Raw genomic sequence first — 14,860 nt, 5'->3', positions numbered from 1 at the left:
CTACGGGATTCTGCTATACTTATACAGTTAAAAGCGAACGAATCGAGGGTCAGTCCATGAAAGAAACTTACCTTGGCGTCCACGTGTCGCCACTTACATATGAAGGAATCATCAACGAAATAAAACCCCGGATGACAGCGGGCCAACAATCGACAATCATCGCCGTCAACCCGGAAAAAGTCATGGCCGCGCAAAAAAATCCCGAAGTGAAGCAACTTATTAACGGGTCAACGTTTCAAATACCAGACGGTGTAGGTATACTACTTGCATCAAAGATGAAGAATGGAAAAATCCATTCCCGCGTAACCGGCGTCGACATGATGGCAAGACTGCTTAAATTCGCAGCAGACGAAAATCACCCCATCTATTTATATGGTGCTAAGAATGAAGTTGTCCAAAAAGCCGCCGAAAATATAAAACAACAAAATCCCGGAATCACCATTGCAGGAATCACGGATGGGTACGAACAGGATGAAGCTGCACTCATCCTACGCATAAATGAAAGTGGTGCTGAAATCATCTTCGTCGCCCTCGGTAGCCCAAAACAAGAACTTTGGATAAAACGAAACATGGACAACCTGAAGAACGTCTTAGTATTTCAAGGGGTCGGTGGAAGCTTCGATGTATTTTCTGGCACAGTCAAACGGGCACCAGCCCTCTTCAGAAATACGGGTACCGAATGGCTTTACAGACTGGCGAGCGATCCAAAACGGATAAAGCGCCAAATGAACTTGCCGCTCTTCCTCATGAACATCCTATTTAATAGAAGAAACTAAAAAAAGTAAGGAGTCACTAAAATGAAAAAGTCAATTTGCATCGTCGGTTTAGGATACATCGGATTACCAACATCAGTTATGTTTGCGAACCACGGACATAAAGTACACGGTGTTGATGTCAATGAAAGCGTTGTGGAAAGCATCCGAAACAAAAAGCTTCATATAGAAGAAAACGGTCTTCAAGAACGATTGGACGCAGCAATCGACTCGAACTCACTAACTGTTTCCACTACACCGGTAAAAGCAGACGTATTCATCCTTGCAGTTCCTTCACCGATCAGAGAAGACAAAACAGCGAACCTTGAATACATTCGTAGCGCATCCAAAGCGATAGCTCCATTTATTGAAAAGGGAAACCTTGTCATTCTTGAGTCAACAGTTCCACCAAGAACAGTTCAAGATGTCGTCATTCCTGAACTCATTCCGTCTGGTCTCGAAATCGGCACGGATCTCTTCGTCTCCCATTCACCTGAACGGGTAATTCCTGGTCGCGTTTTCGAAGAACTGATCACAAATGATCGCATCATCGGAGGCATCAATGAAGAATCAGCTAAAATGACTTCAGAATTATACCGTTCATTTGTCAAAGGCCAAATGCATGAAACAGACGATACAACTGCAGAACTCGTGAAAGTAATGGAGAACACTTACCGTGACGTCAATATCGCATTGGCAAACGAACTGGCAAAACTATGCGCAACAATCGGCGTGAACGTTTGGGAAGCGATCCGACTTGCAAACTTCCACCCGCGCGTCAATATCCATCAGCCAGGACCAGGAGTAGGCGGACATTGCATCGCAGTAGATCCTTGGTTCCTTGTTGAATTAAACCCGGAAATCGCAAAAATCATCAATCTATCACGTACTACGAATGATGGAATGCCTGCCTATACAGCAAATCTACTAACAACAATCCTCCAGGCAAAAGGTATTGAAACGCATTATGCAAAAGTGGCGGCCCTTGGCCTTTCATTCAAAGGAAATATCGATGACATGAGGGAAAGTCCGTCCATCGATGTCGTTGAGGAGCTTCAAAAGAAAGCATTGAATGTAGTAGCATTCGATCCACATATTAAAAAGAACAATCTTGAAGTTCAAACACAAAATATGGAAGAAGCATTGCAAGGCGCAGTAGCCGCTATCATCCTTACAAGCCACGATGAATTCAAGAATCTCGATCCAATCCAAATTGCCGGTATAATGGAAAATAAGATCATTATTGATACTAAGCAATGCATTGATCGAAAAAAATGGCAAGCAGCAGGATTTGAAGTGTATGTTTTGGGAGATTCCAAGAATAACCCGTTTTAAAAATCCTAAAGGCGGGTAAAGCCTTTAGGAATGGCTAAAAATAGTAATTGTTCAGAAGATATATCTAATATATCTTGAAATATTATTTTAGTTTGCTATACTTGTTAAAGAGCTGACGTGCCGTACTTCGTATTTTAATATATTTATACTTTCAACGGCTTCAATTCTACTATCATTTAATAGTAAAATTGAACCCAATTGAAAATTTAAGTAGATTAATATACGTATTGTTGGTATAATTCATATTGAATCTTGTACATAACGAGGTTCACTATGAGAGCTTCAATTAAAAGCATTATACAATAGGGAGGAATTCTACACATGGCTCATCAACCAAAAGCCTACAAAAAGTTTGTTGCAACTGCAGCAACAGCAACACTAGTTGCATCCGCAATCGCACCAGTCGCTTCAGCTGCTGCTGAAACGAAATCTTTCACAGATGTAAGCAGTGCTTACGCTGACGCTGTAAACTACCTTGTAGCACAAGACATCACTTCAGGTAAAACAGCAACAACTTTCGGTACTACTGAAAACATCACTCGTGGAGATGCAGCAGTATTCATCGCACGCGCTCTTAAACTTGATGTTGATAACGCGAAAGACCAAGGTTTCACAGACCTTAACAGCCGTGTTAAAAACGCAGTTAACGCAGTAGTAGCTGCTGAAATTGCTGGCGGTAAATCAGCAACTTCATTTGCTCCAGAAGCAAACATCACTCGTCAAGAAATGGCGAAAATGCTTGCTAACGCTTATGGCCTAACTGCAAAAGAAAATGCTAACTTCACAGACGTGAACAGCAACTGGATCGGATACGTTTCTGCTCTTAAAGAAGCTGGAATCACTCTTGGTAAAACAGACACAACTTTCGCTCCAACAGCTAACCTAACACGTGGAGAGTTCGCTCTATTCATGTTCCGTGCTGAAGGTGCTCCAGCAGCAGTAGGCGAAGTTGCATTGGCTTCTGTTAAAGCTACTTCTGCTAAAACAATTGAAGTAACGTTCAACCAAGCTGTTGATACAGAAAAAGCAAAAGTTGAATTGCTACGCGGTACATTCAAACAAAACGCTACACTTGAATGGGCAGATGACAAAAAATCTGTTAAGTTAATCGGCGCTGGAAACTTCCAAGCTGCTGACTACACTGTAAATGTTACTGGTTTAGGTGAAAAAACTTTAACTGGTTCTGTGAAAATCGAAGCTCAAAGAGTAGCATCTATCCAAATTTTGGATGACGTTGCCGTCGTATCTAAAGCTATGGTTGATGGTAAATTCACTGATACTACTGTAGCTACAGTTGGTTATTCTGTAAAAGACCAATATGGTGTAGATATGAATGCTACATTGAAAACAAATGATGATGCTAACATTACATTAAAAGATGGCGTAGTTACTATTTCCTCTGCACTTGTTAAAGGAAAAACTGTTGGAGATTTAGTACCTGTTGTAATTATTGACACAGCTACAGGAATCTCAACTACAAAAACCGTAAAACTTTCAGCAGAATCAACAGTATCTGATATTTCTGTTGCGGGCGTTTATAATGAAAAAGGCGAAGTTGTTGAATTGAGTGACAAATCTGATGCCTCAAAAGCATTTATTGTTCTTGACTTGAAAGATCAATATGGTAATGCTATCACTGATGCCGCAAAAGCTTCAGGAATAGTTGTTACAAATACTAATACTTCTAACATTGAATTAGAAACCGTAACAGTAGATCAAGTTAAAAAAGTTGTTATCAAAAGTGAAAAAATTGGTGATAAAAACAAACTTGTTATTGGCTTCGATTCAATTAAAAAAGCTGGAAATACTGATGTGTTATTAATTTCGACAACAAATGGTAAGTCAGCAACATACACAGTGAAGGTAGCAGAAACTTCAACAACTGATGTAATTACAGTTGGACAGCCGGAAGTGGCAGTTGTAGGTGAAGATACTTTAATTCCAGTAACAGTAACTGATAAAACTGGCAATGTAATTACAGATGTTAAGTTATTATCAGATGCTAATAAAGGAATTAAACTTGGCGATAAAACTGTAGATGTGAAGAAGTTGTCTGTTAAGGACGGTCAAGTTTACCTAACTCATAAATTTGATTCAAAAGGCACACAAGCATTAGTATTCACTACTTCAACTTACAAAGTAGCTACAATTACAATTGATGTAAAAGCTGCTGCTGAAGCTCAAGCAATCCGTGGATTACAAGAGCCTTTAGTTATTAAATCAGGTGCGGATAACGCTGTTACTGTAACTGCTGTAGATCACTTAGTTATCGAAGACCAATATGGTCGCGTTATGAAAAATGCTAAGGATGCAGTTACTGTTGAGTTAGTAGGTAAATCTGATGTTGTAAGTGTTGATGAAGACACTAACAAAGTAACAGGTCTTAAAAATGGTACTGCGACACTTAAAGTTCAATTGAAATCTGATACTAAAGGTGATTCCGCAGTAGAAGTAAAAGTACGTGTAACTGACGGTACTGAATACAGCGACTACGAAATTGTTACAATTGGTAAAGTTCAAGCTGCTGGTACAGAAGAAGATGCTGGACCAAAAGCATTCACTGTTAACGGTTTGTTGAATGGTGGAAAAGTTGCTCTTGATCCGAGCGAATTTACTGTTAAATTGACAGGCGGTAATTTTGAGCAAAACGAAGTAAATGTTAACAAAGGTAAATTCACTATTGATAAAGATGACTTGAGCAAAAACTCTTCTAGTAAGCCTATTGATACAGAATTTACTTTACGTGTGACAGTTAACGCAACAGGTAAAGTACTTGAACAAAAATTCGTAGTATCTCCTGCTAACAAATTAGTAGAAGACTTCTTCTTCACTGCTTCTTCTCCTAGCACTACCTATGCTAATGCAAAAGGTATTACAGAGGCGATTGTTAAAGGCGGAACATACGCAATTGGAGAGAAAATTGTTGTAGATGATGCGGAAACGGCTCTAAATGTTGCAACAGTTGACCAATACGGCAACAAAAAAGTTGTTGCTGCTACAACTGCAAGCATCTTAACAATTGTTCCTGAAAAAGCAGGCAGTGTTGTAATTTCTGGTAACGGTACGTATAATGCAACAGCTGTTCTTGCTGAAGGAGTTAATGAAGCTGTAATAACTGTTAAAGTTAAAGTTGGAACAGCTACTAAAGAATTGAAAGTTACTTTGAAAAAATAATTAGCAATTGCTAATTAGGCTAACGAAGTCACTTAACAACAATCTATTTTTAAAATAGTATTGAAGTTTATATGAAAAAAGCTCCTGAATCGAGAAATCGATCCAGGGGCTTTTTCAATTTCAGGCTGAGTATTGATCGAAAGTTTAGTGTTCCTTAGAAACACCGAAACCTATAATAGAGTATATACGCTTGCCATAGTTCCCACCTACAGTACTTTACACCAGGTGCAGTTTCTCATTAAATATTCCCAGCACAAAAATCACTTTATAAATATCACAACCGCTTCAAATAACTTAGAGAACTTCTCGAATTATACAAAAACGACTTCTGCCGATAAAGCGAGAAAACTTGCTCGCGCTTTTGCAGTGGAGATGCAGAACCCTGAATTTATAGGGGTAATTGAAGTCCAAGATAATAACGATCCAGACGCTGGAGATACAAAAGCGGAGTAGAGTTATGAAAGACTGATTTAAGCAATTGTGGACGCTGGCAGAGTCAAATATAACTATGTGAAAATAGCCCCAGTAAACGGCAGGGATGGCGGACGACTGGGAGCGAAGATCCATGTCGGATTCCTTTACAAACCTGAACGTGTAACGTTGACCTAAGGCATTCCTCATGGGGATGCAACACTGCAGACGACCCACCTGTCATTTCGGGTGGTGTCCAGTTTACAGGTGCATTTGCAGAACTCCTCGATAAAGGTTTTTAACAACAGAAGTTACAGTGAAACCTGTAGCAGCAAATGGAGGTGACGTCGCAAGAATGCTCTTTTACATGGCAACCCGTTATGAAAAAGGTGACAAAGTCGACTTGGAGTTGAATGAAAGTCTAAACAACGGAAAAAATCCATGCCGGGAAAATTATCCATTCTTCTTGAATGGCATCTTCTCATCCAGTAGGTGAATTTGAAATAAATCGAAACAATGTTATCCATGAAATACAAGGTAACCGCAATCCTTCATTGATCATCCGGATTGGGTTAATTTAATTTGGAAGAAACAAGGCAATTCCTATCAAAAGATTGCTTCTTAATAAATATAGATTAATAGAATGAACTTTAAGGGAGCTTATTAAAAGTTCTCTTTTTTTATTAGCAGGAATTAATTCCTAATTACAATTACCAAGTAAATAATTTAATACTTTATTCAATCAAAGCATACTTTTTTACCTACTCTGTAATTTAACTCTCCCAAAATACCGAATTATATGATATATTCATAGAGACACGCTATTAATACAATTGCGTGAAAAAAGGTAAAAGGGGAGATGAGCTTGAAAAAGCGGGGTATTCTGAAGGCTTTAAGTAGTCTTTTAGCTTTCGTTCTTGTTCTGTCGCTGATGATGCCGTTTTCGGTGAGTGCATCGGCAGACCAAACAAAACCGTTCAAACCGAACACACAAAGCGAAAGCATTATGCAAATGAAAGCCGCGATTGCCGAGCAATTGAATCTGGCAAATGGCGGCCCGAAACTGCATAAGGATTTACAAGGACTTTCAGGTGATGAAGTAGTTGATGTTATTGTCAATCTATCTGAAGTACCTGTAGGACTCCAAAAAGGTATTAATGAGCTGTCTGGAAAGAAGTTTTCCTCAGCTGAATCATTGGCAGTACAAAAGAAAGTTAATGTACAGCAGCTTGATGTCAAAAAGGAAATGAAAGCACTTGAAATTTCCTATGAAGAAGGCTTCACATATGATACAGTACTAAACGGTTTTTCGGCTAAGATTAAAGCATCCGATATTCAAAAGTTACTACAAGTTCAAGGAGTAACTCTTGTTGAACCAGACGCTACTGTTTACGCATATGAAGATGTAGAAGCAAGTGGACAAGTTGAAGCAGCAATGAACACAAGTATTGACCACTTGGGAATCGAAGCTCTTTGGGCGGAAGGTTTTGAAGGACAAGGTATAAAAGTTGCAGTTCTTGACACTGGAATAGATGCTGATCACCCAGAATTTGAAGGCATCTACAAGGGTGGTAAAAACTTCGTTCCGCACACAGGAACCGACTATACACGCCCGCGTGCTGACGACGATGCATCTGAAACATCGCCGGCCGAGCGACCGAATCATAGAGATGAAGTAAACGATTCTGGTCGTACATTTTGGACTGATCACGGTACGCACGTTGCTGGAACCATAGCAGCAATCGGAAAAAACGAATATGGCGTTAAGGGAATAGCACCTAAAGTTGATCTTTATATGTACCGCGTTCTTGGTGCTTACGGTAGTGGATCGAATGCTGGAGTCATCGCGGCAATTGATTATGCTGTAAAACAAGAAATGGATGTCATTAACCTATCATTAGGTGGTGGTGTCAACACTGAAACTGCCAGTGATTCCTATGCGATAAACAACGCGATGCTTGCTGGAACAATTGCTGTTGTTGCAACGGGTAACTCCGGTCCGGGTCGTGGATCGATGGGAACGCCTGCAACAGCGAGACTTGGTATTGCTGTTGGTAACACGACGAATCCGGAATTATCGGCTGTCAAAGCTGAAGTAACGAACGGTGATTTCGAATTCTCCAAAGACGTGAAATTCTTCTTCACGCCACTTGGAATAGATCTTAAACAAGAATTGTCAGAGGAATTGGGTATCGTAGCAATTCCTAATGTAGGTAAAGAATCAGACTATGATGGGTTAGATGTCGAAGGAAAAGTTGTCCATGTTTCTCGTGGAGAAATCACATTCATGGATAAAATAAAATTTGCTACGGAAAAAGGCGCCAAAGCGATCATTATCTACAATACAAAAGATCATGCAGATGGAAACGATAATCCTATGTCAGGTGTAGGTGGCGGCGAGGTTTTCACTGTTGATATCCCTTCATTTAACTTCTCTTACAATGATGGGAAGGCAATCAAGGATGGTTTGGAAAACGGGGAAGGAAAAATCACATTCGATGTAGATAACATTGTTTGGACTGCTGGAGACGAAGTCAACAACTCTAGTTCACGTGGTCCATCCACTCCGAACTTTGATATCAAGCCAGATGTCACTGCACCAGGAACGAACATCTTGTCATCCGTACCGATGTATAAAGCGGACTACCCGGATGCTGAGTATGACAAAGCGTACGATCGCTTCACAGGAACATCAATGGCAGCTCCACATATTGCGGGGATTGTTGCATTGATTAAACAAGCAAACCCTGAATGGAGCCCATTCGATGTCAAGGTTGCGCTTTCTAACACAGCGAAGATTCTTGACACGGACAAGTACGATGTATTTGCACAAGGAGCGGGGCGTGTAAACGCTTATGCTGCTGCGCATCCTGAAATCCTTGCATATGCAATCGACGAGGCATTGCTTGTTGAAACAGGAGAAGTCGTTGAAAACTTGAAAGGTACAGTCACTTTCGGTCCTCAATCCCTTGAAGAAGGGGATATATCTGTTGAAAAGCAAATACTGGTTAAAGATGTTGCAGGAAACGGCGGGAAATATACTGTAACAGTCGATTATACAAAAGAGTTTGGCGATGCAGAAATCACAATAGATAATCCAACATTTACATTAGACGGCGAAATGATGTTAACAGTTACATTGACAGCATCCGCAGCAAGCACGAAAGCCGGCGATGAAATCCTTGGTTACATCTATATTACAGGTGGCGACACTACTATTTCCTTGCCATTCGCAGCCGATTTTGGCGGGGAAGTTGCAATTGAAATTCAAGATATGCGAATTACAGAAACAGATTTGAGCTTCAACGGCGATGGCGTGAAGGACGAAGCGATGCTTTACTTCACAATCACAGGCGATGTTGGCGAAAACTACCTTGAAATTTGGGATATGATGAATCCTGAAGGTGGCGTATTTGAGGATGGTTACATCGGCTACCTGCACGCGGGCGGTGCGCTTAAAGCCGGCTCATATGAATTAGCAATCAAAGGAAGCTATAGACCTTGGGATGGTTCTCCTGCAACAACGATTCCGGACGGTCTTTACACCATCGACTACAATGCATTGTCGGCATCCGGCAAAATCAGTGACTATGTCGGACCAGTTGTTGTAAAATCGACAGCAGGGACAATTGAAGGTTTCGTTGAGGGTACAACTGTCACTGGACAAGTTGATGATGCATATATAGGATATCAAGAAAAGTTGGTTTCTTACGGAATGGGTTATGACATTAATACAAAACTAAAAGCTTCATATGTAGTTTCCAAAGATGGTGTTGCTACAGATTCTGGTCCAATCACTTTAGAACAAGACGGGACATTCACTTTCGAATTACCGGAATTTGACGAAGAAAATGAAATACTTGTTATTAGATACGAGGATGCTGCAGGCAACAAGGCTCAGAGTGTAGTGGGGGGAGATCTTTTCGTGGACGATGCCCAATTGACACTCTACTCTGGCTCTGAGAAACAATTGAAAGTAACAGCAAAAATATTGCAACCTGACGGTACAGCTGTAGTGAATGATGTTACCGAAGCAGCCATTTATTCCTCAGGTGACGAGAAAGTTGTAAAAGTTAAAGAGGGACTATTAAGGGCAGTTGCATTCGGGGAAACTGATATTACAATAACGTATGGCGACAACGGACCGGTTATTGTAACTGTGAATGTAATAAACTCCGAAGTTATTGTTCCAAGTCCAGAAGCGCCAGCCCCTGAAGAGGAAAAGCCAGAGGTTGAAACACCAGAAGGCGAAAAACCAGATGGTGAAACTCCTGAAGGAGAAACACCAACAGTTCCAGATTTCAAGGACACTGCCAACACATTTGCTGCAAATGAAATCAATGCACTTGTAGCAAAAGGCATCCTTCAAGGAAAAACTGAAACTGAGTTTGCACCAAATGCACAAATCACACGTGCGGAATTCGCAGTATTGCTTGCTCGCGCTCTTGACCTTCCATTGGAAGAGTACGAAGGTAAATTCGGGGACGTGAACACAAGCAAGAAATGGGCATTTGCAGGAGTTGAAGCAGCAGCTCGCGCTGGAATCATCAACGGAACTGCAAATGGTAGCTTTAACCCAGACGCACCGATCAAACGCGAAGAAATCGCTGCGATGATCATCCGTGCAATCGAGTACCAAAACAAAGAGAAACTTGCAGGCCTTGAGGCACCAGCTAACTTTGGAGACCACGGATCGATCGGAACTTTCGCAATCGACTCCGTCTACAAAGCAGCATCACTTGGTGTCATCCAAGGAAACAACGGCAATTTCGTACCGAAGAACAATGCAACACGTGCAGAAGCAGCAGTTATGCTTTACCGCGCATTGGAAGTATTGGGATTGTTAGATTAATAGCACTATAAAAAGAGGAGCCCTCGGGTTCCTCTTTTTAAATGCGCGACTATTCAAGTGTTTCAAAGCAAGTATACCAGAAGTACTTTAATGGTTTACTAAAATATCACTGTAATATACCCAAACCTATTAAAAAATGATATATTATTATAGTCATATAAACCTTAATAATGCGATAAGTTGAAACACTCATGAGCTACAAGCAAGAAAGTAACATCATAGAAAGAGTAACGAGGTGAGGGTCTTGGTAAAGAAACAGTTTATAAAAATCTCTAAGAGTATAATAGCTTTTATTTTGGTTCTGTCCATGTTGACGCCGTTTTCATCAATCGTCAACGCAGAAGAAACTAGTCCGTTAAAACAACAACAAATAGCGAAAGCATAGTACAAATGAAAGCCGCTATTGCTGAACAGTTAAACTTGGCAAACAGCGGACCAGTTATACATAAGGACTTAAGTGATCTATCGGGAGATGAACAAATCTCTGTCATCGTTCATCTATCAGAAACGCCTGCAGGGCTACAAAAAGGTATTAATGAATTGGCAGGGAAAAGCTTCACTGCCACACAAGAAACAAAAGCGCTTCAAAAAGTAAAAGCACAACAAAACCATGTCAAAAAGGAAATGAAAGCTCTACAAGTCTCCTTTGAAGAGGGTTATTCATTCGACACTGTCCTTAACGGCTTTGCAGCAAAAGTAAAAGCTGACGATCTTCAAATACTTCTCCAAGTCGAAGGTGTCAAATTAATTGAACCCGATGCAACTGTTTATGCTTTCGAAGATGAAGAAAATGTAATTCCAGCAGATGGTCAAGTTGACGCATTCATGGACACAAGCGTTGATTTCCTTGGTATCGAAAAGCTCTGGGCGGAAGGCTATGAAGGGCAAGGTATCAAGGTTGCCGTCCTCGATACGGGAATCGACGCCGACCATCCCGACTTCAAAGGCATTTATAAAGGAGGCAAAAACTTCGTCCCGCATATCGGTAACGACTATACACGCCCGCGTGCTGACGACGATGCTTCCGAAACATCACCGCTTGATCGTCCAGCAAATCGTCCTATATTCAATAGCAGTGGAAACACATTTTATACTTCACACGGCACGCATGTTGCGGGATTATTGCCGCAATCGGCAACAATGAATATGGCCTGAAAGGAATTGCGCCAAAAGTTGACCTCTATGCATACCGCGTCCTTGGTGCGTACGGCAGCGGTTCTATGTCGGTATCATTAAAGCGATCGACACGGCAGTTGCCGAAAAAATGGATATCATTAACCTGTCGCTTGGCGGCGGCGCAAACACTGAAACGGACGCTGCATCATTTGCCATTAATAATGCGATGCTTGCAGGAACTACTCAGTAATTGCAACAGGGAACACTGGCCCTGACCGCGGAACGATGGGTACGCCATCCACATCCCGCCTCGGCATCGCAGTCGGGAACACGACAAATCCTGAAGCGCATTACGATGGAGAAGTGAATATCAACACTAACAGTTACAACCTGACCAAAAATTTAAACTTGATGGGAACACCATATGGCAAAGACATAGCTACTCAACTTGATGGTGTATTTGACATTGTCGCAGTACCTGGACTTGGTGAAACAAAGGACTATGAAAATCTTGATGTAAAAGGAAAAGTAGCCCTTGTCTCACGTGGCCAGGCCCCGTTCGTCGACAAAATTCAAGCTGCGAAAGACAATGGTGCGGTTGCTATCATCATCCATAACCATAAAGGCGGCTCAAACGCACCCGGCATATCAAAAACATTCCTTGGCGATGATTTTGACTTCATCCCCGCATTCGATATGTCCCAAACGGACGGCGAAGAAATCCGTGCGGCACTTAGCGAATCGGAAGGCACTATTACATTCGGTTCATTCAATAAAACATATATCGCAGGCGACGAAGTGAACAACTCAAGTTCACGTGGTCCTTCAACTCCGAACTTCGACATAAAGCCTGACGTAAGCGCACCGGGACAAATATTATGTCTACAATCCCGATGTACAAAGCGGATAACCCGGATGCGAGTTACGAAAGGGCGTATGCCCGTAAAACGGGAACATCGATGGCTACCCCGCATATTGCGGGAATCGCAGCACTTATGAAACAGGCAAATCCTGATTGGAATGCTTTCGATGTGAAAGTCGCACTTTCCAACACTGCGAAACTATTAGATACGAAAAAGTATGATGTGTTCTCTCAAGGGGCAGGGCGTGTAAATGCTTATGCGGCCGCGCATCCAACCATTCTTGCTTATGCAATAGACGAAGCGGTGCTTGATGAATCAAATAAGATCGTTGAGAACCTAAAGGGAACAGTAACTTTCGGTCCTCAATCACTTGGAACAGATTTGAAAGTTACAAAACAAATTCTTGTTAAAGATATGAAGGGGAATGGCGGGGAGTATGACGTTACAGTAAATGTAACGAAATCGTTTGGCGACGCTAAAATTACCATCGATCAACCGAACTTCACGCTCGAAGACCAGCAACTCTTAAATATCACGCTGACTGCCTCTGCAAATACAAAGGCAAAAATTGGTGATGAACTGTTGGGCTATATCCACATTAAAAGTGGAGATGTAGAGGTGTCATTGCCATTTGCGGCAGACTTCAGTGGAGAAATTCCTGTTGAGCTGAAAGACATGAGCATATCGGAAACCGATCTCAACTTCAGCGGTGACGGTGTAAAAGACGAGGCAACGCTCTACTTCACCATCACGGGCGATGTTGATGCAAACTACTTGGAAATTTACGATATCATGAACCCTGATGGTGGCGAATTTGGTGATGGTTTCATCGGCTTCATGCACGCAAGTCCGTCACTTGACGCAGGCCAGTATGCATTTAAGATTAACGGAACCTATTCTCCATGGGATGATTCAGGAAAAACGATTATTCCAGATGGTCTTTACACATTCGATTTCACAGCAAAACCGAAATCCGGTATTCCGGCTGAAATTAATGACTACGTAGGACCAATTTTTATAAAGTCCACAAAACCCGTTGTCGAAGGTGTATTTAATGAAGGAACTCTAATCGGTAAAGTGACAGATAAGTATATTGAATTTAACGAGGCGTTGGCTCAATATGGACTTGACTATGATTTGAATGAAAAGCTGCATGCCTCTTATATAGTTTCGATAAACGGTGAAAACGCCAATAAATTACCGATTGTATTGGAACAGGATGGTACATTCAATATCAATATTGACTCGGAAGACTTCGACAATATTAGCAACTCTGCGAAAGTGACTATAATGATTGACGACGCAGCAGGTAATTCTTCTGAAACAGTCCTTTTTGAAAGAGATGCTCTTGGAGTAAAACTATCGGTAACTCCAACTGAGTTGAAATTGGTAGAAACACACCAGGCAAAGCTCACAGTAACAGAAACAACAATTACATCAGATGAAAAGACAACCGTGAAAGATGTAACAACGGAAGCGAAATACAAAGTAGCCGACGAAAGCATCATTACTGTTTCTGAAGGTACAGTCAAGGCAAATAAAGCTGGCAAAACAACAATTACAGTCAGCTACGGAAATTCTGAACCTGTAACAATCGATGTCCAAGTGGACAAGGCACCTGTTATTGTAGTTCCGGGACCTTCAATACCGCCAATCGTGATTCCTCCGGCGCCGGGCGGAGGAACACCTGAGGCCGGGAAGCCTTCTCAAGAGAAACCTGCTGAAGAGAAGCCGAAAGAAGAAAAACCAACGACACCACCAGCCTTCACGGATATTGCCAATACATTTGCCGCAAAGGAAATCAATGTATTAGCGGCAAAAGGCATAGTCCAAGGTAAGACGGCGACAGAATTTGGTGCGAACGCACAGATCTCCCGCGCTGAATTCGCGGTATTGCTTGCTCGTGCACTTGACCTTTCATTGAAAGAATATGAAGGTAAATTTAGTGACGTGAATACAAGCAAGAAATGGGCATTCGCAGGTGTTGAAGCTGCAGCTCGTGCAGGTATAGTGAACGGTACAGCAGACGGAAAATTCAACCCAGACGCGCCGATTAAGCGTGAAGAAATCGCAACAATGATTATGCGTGCAATCGATTATCGTGACAAAGCGAAACTAGCTAACGTTGAAAAGTTAGGTAACTTTGGCGACCATGGTTCAATTGGATCATTCGCCATCGAATCAGTTTACAAAGCAGCCGCAATCGGGATCATCAAAGGAAATAATGGATACTTCAATCCTAAAAACAATGCAACCCGTGCGGAAGCGGCAGTTATGCTTTACCGTGCACTAAATGTTTTGCAATTAATAGATTGATAGTGACGAAAAAAAAGGAGCCTTCGGGTTCCTTTTTTTAT

General features: G+C 41.6%; 7 protein-coding genes and 2 pseudogenes. All 9 read left to right on the top strand.

Annotated features, from left to right (window positions below):
* The first annotated feature begins 56 nt into the window (after positions 1–56).
* Positions 57–776, top strand: a complete 720-nt coding sequence (locus tag QNH10_RS20235) for a WecB/TagA/CpsF family glycosyltransferase (RefSeq protein WP_283733016.1) — start codon at positions 57–59, stop codon at positions 774–776.
* A gap of 21 nt (positions 777–797) precedes the next feature.
* Positions 798–2,087 (top strand): nucleotide sugar dehydrogenase, encoded by a 1,290-nt coding sequence (locus tag QNH10_RS20230; protein WP_283733015.1) that lies wholly within the window; start codon positions 798–800, stop codon positions 2,085–2,087.
* A 321-nt stretch (positions 2,088–2,408) separates the two neighbouring features.
* A complete protein-coding gene (locus QNH10_RS20225; RefSeq protein WP_283733014.1) occupies positions 2,409–5,261 on the top strand; it encodes an S-layer homology domain-containing protein in 2,853 nt (950 codons plus the stop codon).
* A gap of 132 nt (positions 5,262–5,393) precedes the next feature.
* The gene (locus QNH10_RS20220) at positions 5,394–5,714 is read left to right on the top strand and encodes a hypothetical protein (RefSeq protein WP_283733013.1); all 321 of its coding nucleotides are present in this window, start codon (positions 5,394–5,396) and stop codon (positions 5,712–5,714) included.
* Positions 5,715–6,012: 298 nt separating this feature from the next.
* Positions 6,013–6,297 (top strand): annotated as a pseudogene (locus QNH10_RS20215) (endonuclease); the annotation flags it as partial.
* A 240-nt stretch (positions 6,298–6,537) separates the two neighbouring features.
* The gene (locus QNH10_RS20210) at positions 6,538–10,524 is read left to right on the top strand and encodes a S8 family serine peptidase (RefSeq protein ID WP_283733012.1); all 3,987 of its coding nucleotides are present in this window, start codon (positions 6,538–6,540) and stop codon (positions 10,522–10,524) included.
* A 390-nt stretch (positions 10,525–10,914) separates the two neighbouring features.
* Positions 10,915–11,690 (top strand): annotated as a pseudogene (locus QNH10_RS20205) (S8 family serine peptidase); the annotation flags it as partial.
* Between the two features lie 235 nt (positions 11,691–11,925).
* Positions 11,926–12,639, top strand: coding sequence for a PA domain-containing protein (locus tag QNH10_RS20200; protein ID WP_283733010.1), 714 nt, complete (start codon positions 11,926–11,928; stop codon positions 12,637–12,639).
* Positions 12,528–14,819: an S-layer homology domain-containing protein gene (locus tag QNH10_RS20195; protein ID WP_283734706.1), complete on the top strand. Its 2,292-nt coding sequence runs from the start codon at positions 12,528–12,530 to the stop codon at positions 14,817–14,819. Before QNH10_RS20200 ends, QNH10_RS20195 begins: the two co-directional genes overlap by 112 nt.
* The last annotated feature ends 41 nt before the right edge of the window (positions 14,820–14,860 follow it).

The organism is Sporosarcina thermotolerans (assembly GCF_030067815.1).
GTDB classification, from domain to species: Bacteria; Bacillota; Bacilli; order Bacillales_A; family Planococcaceae; genus Sporosarcina; species Sporosarcina thermotolerans.
The sequence above is the reverse complement of the archived record's forward strand: the minus strand, read 5'-3'. Positions and strand labels throughout refer to the sequence as shown.